Source organism: Gemmatimonadota bacterium, from assembly GCA_041390105.1.
In the GTDB taxonomy this organism is placed as follows: Bacteria; Gemmatimonadota; Gemmatimonadetes; order Longimicrobiales; family Gaopeijiaceae; genus JAGQIF01.
The window spans coordinates 281,521-297,771 of sequence record JAWKQO010000002.1; the positions used below are offsets into that span (position 1 = coordinate 281,521).

Sequence of the window (16,251 nt, forward strand, 5' to 3'; positions counted from 1 at the left end):
GGCTGTTTGAAACGATGTTGGTCCTGCGGTGAGACGAAGCCGTTGGAGGCGTACCCCCAGAACCGGGGACGAGTCGACGGGCGCGGAAGCACCTGTCGGACGTGTCATCGAGAGTTGTGCCGGACGTGGTACCGCCGCAATCGAGCGGATGCACGTGACCGGGCTCACGCCGGACGCCTCCGGCGCCGCGAGCAGGGGTTCGAGCGGATCAGAGAGTACCTGGCCTGCCATCCCTGTGTGGACTGTGGTGAGTCGGATCCCGACGTCCTCGGGTTCGACCATCGAGCGTTGGCGGAGAAGTCCTTCAACGTCTCGACGTTGCTGAGTGCCGGCTACGCCTGGGACAAGGTGCTCGCTGAGATCCGCAAGTGCGACGTCCGCTGCGCGAACTGCCATCAGCGCCGAACGGCGCAACAGTTCGAGTGGCCTCGAGCAAAACAGTGATACTGCCCCGTGGTGTAATGGCAACACGTCCGGCTCTGGACCGGAAGACTCTAGGTTCGAGTCCTAGCGGGGCAACTTTGGAGGGGTGGCCGAGTGGCTTAAGGCGGCGCCCTGCTAAGGCGTTGGTCCGAAAGGACCTCGTGGGTTCGAATCCCACCCCCTCCGTTAGGTCTCAACGGCGTGGAGAGCTCAACGGGTGGAAAGGCCCTGGGTTCGAGCCGAGTGACCGAGCGCAGCGAGGGAGCGAGACGAGCGAGGATCGCCGCAGGCGACCGGAGCTCCATCCCACCCCCTCCGTCGAATCGCGAACGGTGAGGAAACCTGCCTGCTGAGGCGGGAAAGGGTTCGAGCCGGAGCGACCGAATGAAGTGAGGGAGCGGAGACGAGCGAGGATCGCCGCAGGCGACCGGAGCTCCATCCCACCCCCTCCGTTCAGTCTCAACGGTGTGGAGAGCTCGACGGGTGGAAAGGCCCTGGGTTCGCGCCGAGCGACCGAGCGAGGCGCCTGCCCCGCCGGAACGGGCAGAGCCGCACGGGACGGGTGGCCGAGTGGCTTAAGGCGCACGATGCTTCGCCCTACGGGCTCAGATCTCGCGACCTGACAGGGAGATCTTCGGGAGCTGGATGTCGCATCGGTTGGAAATCGTGTAGGCTCACGCCCGCGTGGGTTCGAGCCGAGTGACCGAACGAGGCGCCTGCCCCGCCGGAGCGGGCAGAGCCGCACGGGACGGGTGGCCGAGTGGCTTAAGGCGCACGATGCTTCGCCCTACGGGCTCAGATCTCGCGGCCTGACAGGACGATCTTCGAGTTCTGGATGTCGCATCGGTTGGAAATCGTGTTCGTGGTGGTGAAGGCGCCTGCCCCGCCGGAGCGGGCAGAGCCGCACGGGACGGGTGGCCGAGTGGCTTAAGGCGCACGATTGGAAATCGTGTGGGCTCACGCCCGCGTGGGTTCGAATCCCACCCCGTCCGTTTGAAAACCGGCGTGGGTTCGCGCCGAGCGAATGAACGGAGTGAAAGAGCGAGACGAGCGAGGATCGCCGCAGGCGACCGCAGCTCCATCCCACCCCGTCCGTTGAAAGCTGCGTGGGTTCGCGCCGGAGTGCCCGAGCCAGGCAGGGGCGAGGAAACGGAGACGAGCGAGGATCGCCGAAGGCGACCGGAGCTTCATCCCACCCCGTCCGTCAGGAATCAGCGTGGGTTCAGAAGCGAGGGGGGCCAGAAGTCGATGTGGCCTGAAGGTTGTTCGGGGCGTGGCTCAGTCCGGTAGAGCGCTGCGTTCGGGTCGCAGAGGTCCCCGGTTCGAATCCGGGCGCCCCGATTGGTGTCGAAGAGCAGTCAGGTAGTCGCACGGATCTGCGAGGATCGCCGGAGGCGACCGGAGCTCCATCCGGGCGCCCCGATTGGTGTCGAAGAGCAGTCAGGTAGTCGCACGGATCTGCGAGGATCGCCGGAGGCGACCGGAGCTCCATCCGGGCGCCCCGATTGGTTTGGTACGTTGTTTGAAGCGCTACCAGTTGGATGGGAGGCGTAGTCTAATTGGTAAGGCACCGCACTCGAAATGCGGCGGGCGCAAGCCCTTGGGGGTTCGAGTCCCTCCGCCTCCGTTGAAATCGAACACGACCTGAAGCAAACAGCCCGGCAAGGAGACTTGCCGGGCTTCGTGTAGGCGGAGGGCGAGGACCCCCACCGGGGTTCGAACCGATGCGCCGGTCGGGTGTCGCTAGACCCCAGGTGGTGTACGCGAGATCGAGCCGCAGGCGAGGCACCGATGCCCTTTGTGTCCCTCAGGCGCTCGTCCCTCCCGGCCGCGGCCCGTCGATTCCAAGTCCTCGCATCCAATCCCGGAACGCCAGCAGCGCGTCCCGGTCCCACTGCAGTCCGGCGGTCCTCCGCTCCTCCGCAGGTGGCCGTGCTGGGCTCCGGTAGGCGGCGAGGGCCGCGTCCACCGTGGGGCGGTGCGCGGGCGGGACGTGGTCTAGCGCCCACTGGCCGGCGCCCTCCTTGCTCGGCACCAGACCGGGCCAGGCCCCGGCCCGCACCATGAGGATCCTGCAGCAGTTGAGCACCGCGTAGAACGGACTCACCAGGATGTTCTCCGCCTTGAGGAGCCACTCGAGATCGGCGAGCACCGCCGCCTCGAAGTGGGCCGGGGCCACGGCGCCAAACACCGCGTGGACCGGAGGTCCCAGGAGCGCCACTCCGGACTCGCGCACGGACTGGAAATGCGCGGAGAGGTCGGGATCCACCCGCTGTCGCGCCCAGTCGAACGTGCTGTCGAGGATCTGCGCAACGTGTTCGTCTCCGTAGTGCACCTCGTACGGCACTGGATACATCGGGCGCGCGGCCGCGTCCCGGGTGACGACGCTCAGCTCGAGGCCGCCCACCGTCGGACGTCGGCGGCCGGAGACTTCGGCCAACGTGAGACCGAGGTCGCGCCGTACATCGGGAGGGAGGCTGCCTGCGCTCACCACCAACACGTCCACGTCGCTCTTGGGAGGGTGATAGCTGCCCTGAGCCAGCGAACCGTGTACGTACAACCCCACCAGCCGACTCCCGAGCGCCGAACGCACCGCATCCTGGACGTCGCCGATCCACGCCCGAACCAGGCGGTCACAGGTTTCCAGCGACTGGCCGCGTTCGGTCTCCATGGCTCCTTGCGGGTCGGGCGGGCACCGCAGCGTCCGCAGGCATTTGGCTTGGCGCACCGTACGGCGGCAGCGCAGCGGTGCTTACCCGCGTCCCCCTCGTCGCACGGTGCGGGGGGAATGTAGCTTCGTTCATGTCAAGCCAAGAACGCGGGTCCGCGATGGCTGGCCGACTGGGACTTCAGGTCCTCATCGGCGGAGCACTCGCGGCACTAGCCGCGGGGTGCGGAGAGCCCACTGTACCGCTCGACACCTCGTTCCTGACGCTGGAGGCGCAGGGCGCAGGACAGGTGGATACCATCGACGCCGACCTCCCCGTCCGCATCGGTGTCCGCGTGCTCGACGCGAAGGGTCGACCGGCGGAGGGGCTTCGCGTGACCTTGACGGCAATGCGGTCCAGCGGTCACGAGTTCGGTGGCGATCCCGTGCTCCTGGTGCGGAACGTCTCGCAGCCTGGCGGCTTCGCCACCGACGTTCTACGCCTGACCAATCCGCTGGGGCTGGCGGTCGTGGAGGCTCGCTTCGCCCGAATCGTGGGTGAGGCGGTGCTGGAAGCGCGCGTTCTGGACTACAATGCGGTGGATACCCTGCGGTTCACGGTCCTGCCCGGGAACCCCGTGCGCATCGAGGGTTTCCCCCAAGACACGACGGTCACGCTCAACGTCCCCTTCACGTTTTCGCCGGTTGCCCGGGATCGCCTTCGCAACGACGCCGGAGTGCCGGTCACGGCCGGCTCCGGGGACCCGAGCGCGGTTGCCGTATCGCCGAGGAGTGCAACGGGTTTGCGAATCGGCGAGGCCCACATGTTCTTTCACGTGGGACAGGTCTCCGAAATCGCGCGAGTACACGTCGTTCCCGATGCCACCCTGTTGGTGAGTGTCCAGAGCGGGGCCAACGTCGAAATGGCGACCATGAAGCTCCACGGCTCGGCGCGGACCACGCTTCGTCAATGGGTACAGCCGACCACGCCTCGCTGGTTGCCCAGTCCCGTCTGGTCGCCCGACGCAACCCAGGTGGCCTACGTCTCTCTCGACACGCTGGTCGTGTCCGACCTGCAGGGCGCTCGCAGCAACGTGACGGTGGCGCTTTCGTACGGCCGGCCGATCTCGTGGACCCGCGACGGCCAGTGGATCTACTTCAGTCGGGGTGGCGTCTGGCGCATCGCGCCCGACGCGTCTGCGCGGCAGCTGCTGGTCCCCGAAGATCGTGCTCGTGTGAGCCCCGATGGCCGCTATCTGGCCCTGCGTTCCCTGAACGGAAGCCTGGCGGTCCGCGACCTGACCAGCGGCGTGCAGGTGCCTCTTCCCTCCACGGACCCCAGCGAGTGGCTCCCCGTGTGGGCGCCCGACTCGTCGGAGCTGGTCTACAACGACCGTGGGGTGCTCCGCTTCTGTCATCCGGACGGGACGCTCATCGAAACGGTGGGCATCGGGTCCTCCGCCGCGGCTCCCCTGACGTGGTCGCCGGACGGTCACTGGATCGTTCTCGCCTATCGGGAGAGTTGGCTGCTGTTGGAGCGAAGCTCGGGCGCGTTCTTCCCGATCCTCCGCGAGATCTTCGCAACCGGCCTTCATCTCGCCGAACCGGACTGGAGACCCTGAACGGGTCTGCGAGGCGCCTCGGCCGCACGGTGTGCGAGGCAAGGCTCGCGGCGCTCCGCCGTATCTTGACGGGACCGGGGAAAGCGCGCGGACGTCGAGTGCAAAGGGGGGGGCGAGTGGGCGGAACAGCGGTGCGGGCGGATAGCGCGCGAACTCGGGCGGTGGTGCTGGCCTTGGTGGCGGTCGGCGTCGGAACAGCGTGTACCGAGCCCGAAGGTCGCTCGTTGCCCGTCGCCGCGGCGGCGGATGCCCTGGCCCAACTCCAAGGCACCTGGCAAGGCGAAGGCGAGCTTCTGGGGCGTCCCGCTCAGTTCCGCATGCGATGGAGCGAGCTGGCCGACGGTCGCTACGTGCGACTCGAATTCGAGAATCGCTTCGCCTCCGATGCGGAGGCCGCGCTCAGCGCGGTCGCCTACTACCCCACGGGGGAAGGGCAAGCGGCCGGCTGGTGGTTCGATTCCCGCGGCGAGCGACTGTCCCTGCAGATCGACGCGGGCGACTCCCGGTTGGCCGTGGAGTGGAGCTCTCCTACAGAGCGGGGCCGCACCATCTATCAACCGACGCAGGATGGCGTGCTCGTCGTCGACTCGGTGGTTCGGGGGGGTGTACTGACGGAGTTCGCCCGCGCGCGCTATACGACGCAGCCGGACCCTCGGCCTGAAATGGAAGGTTGGATCACGACGGAAGACGGTGCTCGCATGCACTACCGCGTCGTCGGCGAGGGCGAGCAGACCGTGGTGACGCCGATGGAGGAATTCCTCACGGCCGCGCTGGAGCCGCTGGCCCGCGATCGTCGGCTGGTGTTCTTCGATCCACTGGGGCGGGGCGCCTCCGACGCGACGCCGCTCGAGGCCGTCTCGGAGGACCGCCAGTTGCGCGACCTGGAGGCGCTACGCGTGCAGCTCGGCCTGGAACGCTTCACTCTGCTGGGCTGGTCGGGTCTGGGCAAGCTGGTGGCGCGCTACGCGATCGCCCATCCCGAGCGGGTCGAACGCATCCTGCTGGTTTCTCCGGTTGGCCCCTCCTCCGATCCCTGGCCGCTGGAGCCCGGCATCCCGACTCGGGACGAGAAGGTGGACCGCGTGGCCTATGAGCAGCTGCAGGCCGACCGCGCCTCGGGCGCCTTCGGTGCCGACTCGGCCTTGGCCTGCCGCACGGAGAACCTGATCCTGCTTCCCACCAGCTTCGTGGACCGGTCGATGGCGCACCTGGTCCCCGACGTGTGTCGATTCCCCAACGAGTGGCCGGAGCGCTTGTATCCGTACTTCGGAGCCCTGCTCGGTTCCTTTGGCACGTTCGACCACCGTCCGGCGTTCCGCGCCTTGGACATTCCCACTTTGGTGATCCACGGCCGAGAGGATGGCATCGCCGTCTCGGGAGGCCGGGCCTGGGTCGAGGGTCAGCCCGGGAAGCGTATGGTGGTGCTCTCGCCCGCGGGGCACTTCCCGTTCCTGGAGGCGCCCTGGGCGTTCCTGGATGCAGCGGAGGCCTTCCTGGCGGGTGACTGGCCAGAGAACGCCGAGCTGGTCCCGGCGGGCTCAGCCGCCTAGGCGATGGGCACCTCCCCGCGCCCGAGCACGGTGCGCAGGTAGGACGGCACGTCCACGGGTGCTCCGTCCACGTCCGCGAACGTCAGACCTTCGTCTGCGTCGCTCCAGACCTCGGCCAGCGCGCGGTAGTGCGACAAGGCCGCGTCCAGCGACGCCTGATCCTCCTCGATCCGGCCCAACCAGAATCGCGACAGCAGGTAGGGCTCCTGCGCCTCCCAGCCCAGCGCGTTCTCGCGCCCTAGCTGGGCGCATTCCTCGCGCGCTGTGTTCGTGTCTCCGCGCAGCAGGGCCAAACGGCACGTCCAGATGCGCGTCCGAGAGCCGGGGAACACATCCGCGGCCCGACGGGCCTGTTCAAAGGCACCCGCGGTGTCGCCGTCCGCGAGTTGCAGGATGGCCCGCACCAGGACCACGGCTCCCTGCGTCGCTGCTCCGGTGGCCAGCGTATCCGCCTCGACCCGTGCGAGAATGGCGGCGACCTCATCACGGTGGCCGAGTCGCTGATGGTACTCGGCCGCGTAGGCCAACCAACTGGGGTCGGTGTAGAAGCGGGTGCTGAGGGCACCGATGCGCTGGAGCTGCGCGGCTACGGCCTCGGGCTGACCGAGAGCGGAGTACACACCACTCAAGTACAAGCGGTCGCGCAGCTCACTCAGGCCTTGGTTCAGCGTCTGTCGCTGCCGGACCGCCTCCTGGAGCAAGGGCAGGGCGGCGCGATAACGGCCCTGGTAGAGGTTCAACAACGCCAGCGATCGCCGAGCGAAGGCCTGCTGTTCGACGGACCCTTCGAGTTGTCGCTCGAAGAGCATGCGCGCTTCCTCCGCACGCCCCTCCCCGACCAGGACGAAGCCGTACTCGTGGTTCAGGTTGGGGATCTGTAGCCAGGTGGGTTGTAGATCGAAGGCGACCTGGTATTGGGCCAGTGCGCTGTCCCGGCGACCGACGGTGGCCAGGCACGACGCGAGGTTGATGCGGGCGGGTGCGTTGGCCGAGTCCAGTGCCAGCACCCGCGCAAAGGCATCCCCTGCGTCATCGCAGCGTTGAGCACGGAAGAACTGAGATCCGAGGTTGTACCAGCCGGAGGCGTCGCCGGGCCAACGATCGAGATAGGCGGTGTACAGCGTGACCGCCTGGTCGTGATCGTCGCGACTTCCCGCCCAGGTCGCTTCGATCCAGAGCCGGTCGCGCTCGGCCAACCGCTGCGGGTCCTGCAGCGCGGCGCGGAAGTGGCGCTCGCCCGTGGGTCGGTCTCCCTGCCAGTAGGCCCAGTTCCCGAGGGCCGAGTGCGCGCGGGCGAACAGCGAGTCGCGCTCCAGCGCGGCCAGCATCAAGCGTTGGGCCTGCTCCAGATCGCCCCGATCCTCCGCGTCCAGGGCCAGCGTGTAGTTGCGGAGCGCCTCGAGCGACGGTGTGGTGACCACGGCCAGGGGACGATCGGCCTCGATCGAGGACAGGGATTCGCCCAGCGCCGCGCGCAGGTCCGAAGCCATGGCATCGATGGCGGTGAAGAGCTCACGATCTTCCCGGGCTTGGCGGGTGAGAACGGCCAGGTCCGTGGGCCCACGGGGCTCCGTCAGGCGCGCCGAGATCTGGTACCCCTCACCGATCGGCCGGATGGCGCAGTGGATCGCCACCTTGTAGCCGCCGCGAATGGCGATCTCGTTGGCGAGTGCTACATCGACCGTCACCGGGGGTTCGCGCTGCAGGTAGCGCACAGCGAAAGAGCGGGCCGCGTCGGTCGAGGTGATCTCCACGTAGCGGGATTGCCGAAGCACGGCGTCGAGGGCGGTGTTCAGCACCCGCCCCAGGTCGGGATCCGACGTGGCGTTCTCACACTCGCTGATGAGCGTGGGATCGCCGGGCTCGAAGTCGGGGACGGCAGCGCCGGTGGTGGGCCAGAGCAGGAAGGCCAGCAGGGCGCTGAGCGACAGTGCCGGCAGGCTGACCACCATCGCGTTGCGGCCGAGATGCTGGGCCTGCGGCTCGGGGTCCGGCGCTTCCAGGGAAGGTGTGGGCTCCGCATCCAGCCGCTCCGGGCGCAACTCCAACAGCCAGGAGAGAGCCAGAACGACGGGCGCGAGCGCGATGGCACCGACCACGACGAACGTGAGGACGCGCTCCGGCCAGCCCAGCGCCGGTGTGACCACATCGACCACTTGCCACACCGCCCAGGCGCCGATTGCGTAGGCGATGGCGGTTCGGGCGACCTTCCGCCGTCGCAGCTCCTGCCAGAAGCCGGACATGGGGGCTCGCTTGCCCCGCGTTGCACCGGCCGCGCGGTGGGGGCCGGTCGGCGGGGCGCTTCGGATTTCGTCCGAGCGGCAGAGCTCGTCGCTCTCCCGCGTGCTTCTATATGCGCGAGCGCGCCCCGGCAACGGACAGGGAGCGCGATCGCCTCGATCGAGGACGTTGCCCCCTGGCCCGACGGACCGCAAGCGTGGAGCGGCCCCGCTCTGGGGCACCGACCCGGCGGACCCTCGGGCACCCCCGGGCCTCTGGGCCAGGACTGAAGCCCGATCTCCGGGTTTTCCGTATATTGCACGGCCTGAGCGCTACGGCCCACCGCCGCCCGGAACTGCCCGATGACCGACATCCGACGTAGCCGTCTTCTGGCGCTTTGCTTGGCCGCGGCCCCGCTGATGGGCTGCGCGAGCGGCGGCAGCCCCGCCTCTGAGACAGCGCCGCCCCCCGATCCTTCGCTGTCCCGCCTGGAGGCCATCTACCAGGCCCGGGCCGACAGCGCCCGCATGAACGTGAGTCCGGCGGATGTGGCTTTCATGACGGGGATGATCCACCACCACGCCCAGGCGCTGGTGATGTCGGGCTGGGCTCCCACGAACGGGGCCAGCGCCTCCATCCGTACCCTGACGGCCCGGATCATCAACGCGCAGAAGGACGAGATCGGCATCATGCAGCGGTGGCTACGCGAGCGAGGACGTCCCGTCCCCGAGGTGGGTGCGGGCGGGGAGATGGAGATGGGCGGCCACGCCATGCACATGCCGGGCATGCTCAGCGAGCAACAGCTCGCCGAGCTGAAGGCAGCCAGGGGCGGCGACTATGACCGCCTCTTCCTCACTTACATGATCCAACATCATCAGGGAGCCGTGACCATGGTCCACGAGCTCTTCGCGACCGACGGGGCAGCCCAGGACGAGTTCGTCTTCAAGCTGGCCTCCGACATCCAGGTGGATCAGACCACCGAGGTCGCGCGCATGCAGCGCATGCTGGACGCGCTGCCCCCGGCACGCGACCGCTGACGACCCGCACGTCCATCACGCCAGAGGAACACGACATGACTTCATCCGCTTCACGGCGGCATCCCGCCTCCTCCACCCGGTCGCCGCGCGCAGGTGCGCTGGCTCTGACGGCCGGGCTCCTGACCCTCGCCGGCTGCGCGTCGCAATCGCCCTCGATGGACACGAGCATGTCCATGGCGCCGCAGATGGCCATGCAGCCGCTGCGCGTGACGCCCCCCAGTCCCGATCCTCGGGTCGGGTTGAGCCCGGGCCTGTTCGATGCGGGCGAGGCGATCTGGAATCTCGAGAAGACGTCGGCCACGCCGCCGCCGGAGCAGTTCGTGGGGGTCACGAACTCGGACCTGGCCTTCAAGGGACAGTACGCGATCCAGGGCAACTACAACGGCGTGCAGATCTGGGACATCTCCAATCCCCGCGCGCCCAAGACGGTCATCACCTACGTGTGCCCGGCGTCCCAGAGCGACGTGTCCGTGTACGGCAACCTGCTCTTCGTCTCCGGCGAGGGCATGACCGGACGGTTGGATTGCGGCACGGGGGGGGTGCGTGAGGCGGTCAGCCACGACCGGCTGCGCGGGATCCGCATCTTCGACATCACCGACATCAAGAACCCCAAGTACATCGCCAACGTGCAGACGTGTCGCGGATCGCACACGCACACCGTGCTCGCGGATCCGAACGACAAAGACAACGTCTACATCTACGTCTCCGGCTCCGCGCCGGTGCGGCCGTCGGACGAGCTGCCGGGCTGCTCCGGTGGGATGCCGGACGAGGACCCCAACTCGGCGTTGTTCCGGATCGAAGTGATTCGGGTGCCGCTCGCCCATCCGGAGCAGGCGGCCATCGTCAGCTCGCCCCGCATCTTCAACGACCTGGTGGCGCCACCCACGCACGGCCTGGCGCCCGAAGACCTGAAGATGGTCGAGGAAGCCAAGGCGCGTGGCGCCTTCATCATCGAGTTCGGCGGCCAGGCGCAGGTGTTGCCGGACCGCTATGCGCGCAACCTGCTGGACAGCATCGTCACCGCGCGCGGTGGCAGCGGCGACCCCACATCGGCGGACAGCACGGCGCTGCGCGACTATCTGCCCAAATGGGTGGCCTCCATCGTGGGCGCCAACGATGAGCGCGCCAACATGGGCCCCACGCAGTGCCACGACATCACCGTCTACCCGGCCATCGGCCTGGCCGGCGGTGCCTGCGAAGGCTACGGGCTGTTGCTCGACATCAAGAATCCGACCGATCCCAAGCGCCTGGCGGCGGTCTCCGACTCGAACTTCTCCTACTGGCACTCCGCCACGTTCAACAACGACGGCACCAAGATCCTGTTCACCGACGAATGGGGTGGAGGCGGCGGTCCCAAGTGCCGAGCCAGTGATCCGAAGGAGTGGGGCGCGGATGCCATCTTCACGCTGAACGGCCAGCGCATGGACTTCAAGAGCTACTACAAGCTCCCTGCGCCGCAGACCGCGCTGGAAAACTGCGTGGCCCACAACGGCTCGCTGATCCCGATTCCCGGTCGGGACGTGATGGTGCAGTCCTGGTACCAGGGCGGCATCTCGATCTTCGATTGGACGGACCCGTCGAATCCCGTCGAGATCGCGTTCCACGATCGCGGTCCGGTCGATGGCAGCCGCATGGGCAACGCGGGCAGCTGGTCCGTCTACTGGTACAACGGACTCATCGTGAGCTCCGAAATCGGTCGCGGTCTGGACATCTTCCAACTGGTGCCCAGCGAGGCCCTCTCCCAGAACGAGATCGACGCCGCGCTCTCGGTGCGGCTCGAGCAGCTGAACTCGCAGGGGCAGCCTCAGTTCGTGTGGCCGCACACCTTCGCGCTGGCCGGTGCCTACGTAGACCAGCTCGAGCGCTCGCACGCGATGAGTGCCGACTGGGTGCGGCAGGTCCGAGCGGACCTGGCCGCGGCCGAACGCCTATCCGGCGCCCAGCGCCAGGCGGCCCTGCGCGCGCTGGCCACCCGGCTGGACGGGGAGGCGAGTCGATCCGCGGATGCGGCCAAGGTTCGCAAGCTGGCCGACGCGGTGGTCGGATTGGTCGGCTAGCAGGTCGCTCGACAAGGAGGGTGCCCCCCGCGTTGCGCGGGGGCCGCCTGCAGCCGGGCCCGGTGGGAACGTTCCACCGGGCCCGTCGGTTTCTCAGGAGCTCAGCGGTAGGAAGCGGCGCGCTCCGGTTGCCCCAACGCCGTATAGATCTCCACCAGGACGCTGCGCACGTCCTGGGTCTGGCTGTGATCGTCGCCGAAGGCGGTGCGGAAGATCCGCAGGGACTCCAGGGCGGCCTCCTCGGCTTCCCTCAGCTTCTCCCGGCGGATCAGGAGCCGTGACAGGTTCTTCAGGCCCAACCCCAACAGCGGATGCTCGGGACCCTGCAGCCGTCGCTGGAGGGCGATCGCTTCCTGAGCGTAGGCCTCCGCTTCCTCGTAGCGTCCCAACCGACTCATCACCTGGGCCAGGTTGTTGAGCGGAGCCCCCACATCCGGGTGGTCCGATCCGTAGAGTGCGCGTCGACGCCGGAGCACATCCTGAAGCAGCGTCTCTGCTTCCTCGTAGCGGCCCTGTCGGAAGTAGAGCGTGGACAGGTTGTTCAGGTTGGTGGCGATGGTGGGGTGAGCGTCCCCCAGCAGAGCACGGTTGATGTCCAACGCTTGTTGCAGGTAGGGCTCGGCGCGCTCCAGCTCATTCAGCCGGACCAGGGCCAATCCGAGGTTGTTCAGCGCTCCCGAGTAGTTCTCGCGGTCCGCCTTCTCCAGATCCTCGGGCGCGACGCCGTCATAGGCGGCGATCACCTCTTCGAAGAATGGTAGGGACTCGTTCAACTCTCCGCGGGCGGCGCGGGTCGCTCCCAGGGACAGGACCGAGGCGATGGCCTTGGAACTCCGCGGCCCCTCCAACGCGGTATACAGGTCGCGCAGCGCTTCGTACTCACGTTGGGCCCCGTCGTAGTCGCCTTGCCCGAAGCGCAGAAGCGCCAGCTGCCCCTGCGTCTTCGCTACATCGGCGCTGGCGTCTCCGTACAGCTCCCGACGCAGGTCCAACGCGTGTCGCAGGAGCGAGTCGGCCTCGGGGAACTGCCCGAGATTGCGGTAGGCGGAGCCGATGGTGGTCAGCATCTCCGCGTACACCTCGGGCTGATCGGCCAGGGAGTCGGCGCGCTCCGCTCCGCGCCGCAGCAAATCCGCCGCGCTCAACCGGTCCTGCTCCTGGGTAGGGTCGCTCGCCTGGAACAGCCCCACCAGGAACTCCTGCACCTCCTCGGCGCGAGCCAGGGCCACCTGCGCCCGGTCGCGCTCGGCGGTAACGCGAGCCGATTGAAGCGTCATCAAGGCCGCGAACGCTCCCAGCACCACCACGAACCCCGCCGACGCCCCGACGCCCCACCGATGTCGGCGGACGAACATGCGCGTGCGGTACCGTCGCGAATCGGGTTGGGCCCACACGGGCAGCCCGTCCAGATAGCGTCGGATGTCCTCGGCCAAGGCCCCCGCCGAGGGATAGCGCCGCTCCGGCTCCTTGCGTAGCGCAGTCAGCACGATCTGATCGAGATCCCCGCGCAGCGCATGGTACAGACGCGCTGGACCCACGCCCCGCAACGTGGCGATGTCGGTGGCTTGATCCGAAGGAGGCCGCCGCGTGAAGGCCAGCACGCCGTCGCTGGGCCGGGTGGGCGGCTCTTCACACACGCGGCGGTGGAACTCGAGGGGGCTGCCCGCGCCGGCGCGGAAGGGCGGCTCTCCCACGAGCAACTCGTAGAGCAGGATGCCCAGAGCGTAGACGTCGGTACTGGTGGTGATGGCTCCGCCGGTGATCTGTTCGGGTGCTGCATACTCGGGCGTGAGCATCTGCACGTCGCGCGTCTGGGGCGCCGACTCGAGCGCGGCGTTCTCCAACAGCTTGGCGATGCCGAAATCCAGCAGCTTGGGCCGCCCCTCGTCGTCGACGACCACGTTCGACGGCTTGATGTCGCGGTGCACCACCAGGTTGGTGTGGGCGTATTGGACCGCGTCGCAGATGGTGGCGAACAGCTCCAGGCGCCGACGGATGGTCAGCCCGTGCTCGTCGGCGTAGGTGGTGACCGGGAGGCCGGCCTCGAACTGCATCACCAGGTAGGGCCGGCCGTCCTCCGTCGCGCCGCCGTCCAACAGGGTCGTGACGTGAGGGTGCTGCAAGGTGGCCAGGATCTGGCGTTCGGTGCGGAAGCGCGCCGCCAAGGCGGGAACGGCCAGGTCGCCGCGCAGCACCTTGATGGCGACCTGCTGGCGATACTGGTCGTCCACGCGCTCTGCCCGGTAGACCTCACCCATCCCGCCGGTGCCGACCTGTTCGATGATCTCGTAACGCCCGACCCGCTCGCCCCGCGTCAGCGGACCCCGCCCCGAGCGCTGGGCGAGGGGCAGGCGCTCCAGGACGCGCAGCTCGTTCGGCGACTCCTCGCCGGCGAGCATGGCCTCTACCTCGGCCCGCACGTCCGGGACGTCGCAGGCACCGTCCAGGAAGGCTGCGCGCTCTCCCGGGGGGAGCTCCAGTGCCTGGATGAACAGCTCCTGGATCTGGGTCCAGCGGGGATTCGACATTCGCTTGTGCGTCCGTGGGATTCCGCAGGGGTCCGCCCGCGGAGAGTAGGACGAGGGCCGCCCCGACCGCGAGGCACCCCTCGATCCTCATCGCGACGAAGCGGCCGCGGACGGGTCGAGGGGCGCCCGAGCGGCCGTCTCAGGGCGGACAGTCCCTACGGCCCCAGCGGATCTCGAAACCGCGGGCCCCATCCAACGTCTCGGCCCGGACGCCCAGGGAGTCCCTCGCGATCCTGAAGTAGCGCAGGCGCTGCGGGAAGTCGTGCTCCGGGTTCTCGAACGTGATCGAGTCCCCCCCCGCCTGCACGGCCGGGAAGGCCGTCAACGCTTGGCCCGACGGTAGAGCGTAGTAGGTGAGGCCGTCTTCGCCGGGGCCGATCCGGAGGAGCTCCCAGGCCCTCAACTCATCGCCCACCATGGTGTGGGACAGCCCGAACAGGGTGTTGCCGAACGCCGGGGTCCAGTCTTCCCCGGTGCTGCGCTCTCCGGCCCGGCGTTCCCAGCAGCCGCTCATCCAGGTCGGCAGGGCCAACGGCTGCGGGGCGAGCCGCCGCCCCAGGAAGGGAAGAACCGAATGGGTGAGGTGGGCGCGCACCCCCTCCACGTGCCCTCCTGGGAACTCGACGACCGTCGCCGACACGTGGAGTGAATCGAAGGCCTGTGCCAGGGCCAAGGTCTCCGCCCGCACCGGGTCTCCTTTCCCCACATCGAGGCGGACGCGGGCCTCGCGCAGCGCGCGCTGCCGCGCGGTCTCAGCCAGCAGTCCGCGAATGGTGTTCTGCTGCCAGCGCTCCCACAGCCCCGGCACCAGGTGCACCTCATTGCCCGCGGTTTCGGCGGGGAGGCGTGCGAAGAACGGGCCGTTGGGGTCCGGCGTGAACGCGGCCGCCTTGGACCAGAGCACCGCCGAAAGCGGAGAGGCGTTGGGTAGGTCGGTGGGTGAATCCACCTGAAGCGCAGCGCGCAGCGCGCCGATACCCAACGGGTTGGGGTCGACCAGACTGGGCCCACTGACGGCCACGACCGTTCCGAACACGCCCGGGTTACCACTGGCTACACGCAGCGCTCCGTACGCGCCCATGGACTGCCCGACCAGCGCCCGCTGGCCGGCCCGCGCCGACGTGGCGAAGCGACCGTCGATGGCGGCGATCAGATCGACTCCGATGAAGCGCTCCCAGTCGCCGATCGTCGGCGAGGACGCATACCAGCTTCCACCGTAGCGGGTGCGGGCGTCGGGCATCACCACGAGCAGAGGAGGGATGGATCCGACCGCGATGAGGCTGTCCAGAACGGCGGCGAGGTCCATGTCCTCGTACCCGTTGACCCCTCGCCAGCTCTCCGGCCCGCTGCCGAAGGCATGCAGCAGATACACCACCGGGTAGCGACGGCCCTCCGCGGCGTGGTAGCCATCGGGTAAGTAGACGAGCGCCGCTCGCGCGGGGCCCTCACCGATACGGTTGCCGGCGAGACTCGGCGCCTCGACCTCGATCTCGATCACGTCCCCCGACTGGGCTGTGCCCAGCGTCGGAAGACCGATCACCATCGCGGTCAGCCAGACGCTCGACCGGAATCTCACGCGCCGGCCCCTGACGGCACGTGCTCCGGCGTCACCTCTTCCCCGAAGAGCCGCCCCAGGTCGACGAGGTAGGAATCCATGGTCCCGTGATAGCCCATGAGGAACCTCGAGACGAAGCGGTAGATCGGGTTGTAGATCTCGCCGTCCTCCGTGACGGTCAGCGTGGCGCCGCCTCCGGCCGGAGAGATCTCGTAGGTCCACCGCCCTCCGAAGGGCAGGCCTTCGCCGATGCGTGTAACCAGGCGGTGCGGCGGCTCTTCGCTCTCGATGTGGATGGGCAGGCGGCCCACCCGGGGGCCCTCTTGGATCCACGTCTCTCCCGACGCGCCCACTTCGCGCTCGGAGGACGAGAGCTGCGACCACCAGGACGGGTAGGTCGCCATGTCACGGACCAACGCCCAGACAGAGTCCGGCGGCTGCGAGAGGCGGGCGCGGCTCTGGGCCACGTGGTCCTGCGGCAAGGAGAAGCCGATCAACGCCACCAGCAGTGTGAGGGCGATCAGGCCGCCCACTCCCAGCGCGATCCAACGGATCATGTCGATGCTCGAGGGTTGGAGTCCGGAGGGCGGCCCCGCCGCTCGCGCCGTCGCC

At 68.5% G+C, this 16,251-nt stretch carries 10 protein-coding genes and 5 tRNA genes; 10 read left to right on the plus strand and 5 right to left on the minus strand.

Features of this window, described 5'->3' with window-relative positions; translation table 11 throughout:
• Nucleotides 1–114 precede the first annotated feature (114 nt).
• The 6 genes from R3E10_10565 (at nt 115) to R3E10_10590 (ending at nt 2,050) form a co-directional block, all read left to right on the plus strand.
• Nucleotides 115–444 (plus strand): hypothetical protein, encoded by a 330-nt coding sequence (locus R3E10_10565; GenBank protein MEZ4416181.1) that lies wholly within the window; start codon nt 115–117, stop codon nt 442–444.
• A gap of 3 nt (nt 445–447) precedes the next feature.
• Nucleotides 448–519, plus strand: a tRNA-Gln gene (locus tag R3E10_10570).
• 4 nt (nt 520–523) lie between these two features.
• A tRNA-Ser gene (locus R3E10_10575) sits at nt 524–609 on the plus strand.
• Nucleotides 610–1,331: 722 nt separating this feature from the next.
• Nucleotides 1,332–1,415, plus strand: a tRNA-Ser gene (locus R3E10_10580).
• 275 nt (nt 1,416–1,690) lie between these two features.
• Nucleotides 1,691–1,764: transfer RNA gene (locus R3E10_10585), tRNA-Pro, on the plus strand.
• A gap of 203 nt (nt 1,765–1,967) precedes the next feature.
• Nucleotides 1,968–2,050 (plus strand) — tRNA-Ser (locus R3E10_10590).
• Nucleotides 2,051–2,230: 180 nt separating this feature from the next.
• Here the strand turns inward: R3E10_10590 and R3E10_10595 are convergent.
• A complete protein-coding gene (locus tag R3E10_10595; GenBank protein MEZ4416182.1) occupies nt 2,231–3,094 on the minus strand; it encodes a DUF4111 domain-containing protein in 864 nt (287 codons plus the stop codon).
• 158 nt (nt 3,095–3,252) lie between these two features.
• On the opposite strand from R3E10_10595, the gene R3E10_10600 reads away from it, so the two are divergent.
• Together R3E10_10600 and R3E10_10605 are read left to right on the plus strand one after the other, a co-directional pair.
• On the plus strand, nt 3,253–4,692 hold the full coding sequence (locus tag R3E10_10600; protein ID MEZ4416183.1) for a hypothetical protein: 1,440 nt from the start codon (nt 3,253–3,255) through the stop codon (nt 4,690–4,692).
• A 131-nt stretch (nt 4,693–4,823) separates the two neighbouring features.
• Nucleotides 4,824–6,242 (plus strand): alpha/beta hydrolase, encoded by a 1,419-nt coding sequence (locus tag R3E10_10605; protein MEZ4416184.1) that lies wholly within the window; start codon nt 4,824–4,826, stop codon nt 6,240–6,242.
• Here the strand turns inward: R3E10_10605 and R3E10_10610 are convergent.
• Complete coding sequence (locus R3E10_10610) at nt 6,239–8,485, minus strand: tetratricopeptide repeat protein (protein ID MEZ4416185.1); 2,247 nt, start codon at nt 8,483–8,485, stop codon at nt 6,239–6,241. The two genes, R3E10_10605 and R3E10_10610, sit on opposite strands and share 4 nt — an antisense overlap.
• A gap of 339 nt (nt 8,486–8,824) precedes the next feature.
• On the opposite strand from R3E10_10610, the gene R3E10_10615 reads away from it, so the two are divergent.
• A complete protein-coding gene (locus R3E10_10615; protein MEZ4416186.1) occupies nt 8,825–9,499 on the plus strand; it encodes a DUF305 domain-containing protein in 675 nt (224 codons plus the stop codon).
• Between the two features lie 167 nt (nt 9,500–9,666).
• Nucleotides 9,667–11,556, plus strand: coding sequence for a hypothetical protein (locus tag R3E10_10620; GenBank protein MEZ4416187.1), 1,890 nt, complete (start codon nt 9,667–9,669; stop codon nt 11,554–11,556).
• A 101-nt stretch (nt 11,557–11,657) separates the two neighbouring features.
• Here R3E10_10620 and R3E10_10625 read toward each other — a convergent pair whose 3' ends face one another.
• The 3 genes from R3E10_10625 to R3E10_10635 form a co-directional block, all read right to left on the minus strand.
• The gene (locus R3E10_10625) at nt 11,658–14,084 is read right to left on the minus strand and encodes a serine/threonine-protein kinase (GenBank protein MEZ4416188.1); all 2,427 of its coding nucleotides are present in this window, start codon (nt 14,082–14,084) and stop codon (nt 11,658–11,660) included.
• Between the two features lie 139 nt (nt 14,085–14,223).
• Complete coding sequence (locus tag R3E10_10630; protein MEZ4416189.1) at nt 14,224–15,660, minus strand: DUF6265 family protein; 1,437 nt, start codon at nt 15,658–15,660, stop codon at nt 14,224–14,226.
• Nucleotides 15,657–16,196 (minus strand): SRPBCC family protein, encoded by a 540-nt coding sequence (locus tag R3E10_10635; protein ID MEZ4416190.1) that lies wholly within the window; start codon nt 16,194–16,196, stop codon nt 15,657–15,659. The genes R3E10_10630 and R3E10_10635 overlap by 4 nt, the downstream gene beginning before the upstream one ends.
• Between the last annotated feature and the right edge of the window lie 55 nt (nt 16,197–16,251).

Excerpts from the sequence above, each read along its gene's own strand:
- R3E10_10620 (MEZ4416187.1), top strand. The coding sequence starts at position 9,667 with ATGTCCATGGCGCCGCAGATGGCCATGCAGCCGCTGCGCGTGACGCCC.
- R3E10_10625 (MEZ4416188.1), bottom strand. The coding sequence starts at position 14,084 with ATGTCGAATCCCCGCTGGACCCAGATCCAGGAGCTGTTCATCCAGGCA.
- R3E10_10635 (MEZ4416190.1), bottom strand. The coding sequence starts at position 16,196 with ATGATCCGTTGGATCGCGCTGGGAGTGGGCGGCCTGATCGCCCTCACA.
- R3E10_10610 (MEZ4416185.1), bottom strand. The coding sequence starts at position 8,485 with ATGTCCGGCTTCTGGCAGGAGCTGCGACGGCGGAAGGTCGCCCGAACC.
- R3E10_10600 (MEZ4416183.1), top strand. The coding sequence starts at position 3,253 with ATGGCTGGCCGACTGGGACTTCAGGTCCTCATCGGCGGAGCACTCGCG.
- R3E10_10615 (MEZ4416186.1), top strand. The coding sequence starts at position 8,825 with ATGACCGACATCCGACGTAGCCGTCTTCTGGCGCTTTGCTTGGCCGCG.
- R3E10_10595 (MEZ4416182.1), bottom strand. The coding sequence starts at position 3,094 with ATGGAGACCGAACGCGGCCAGTCGCTGGAAACCTGTGACCGCCTGGTT.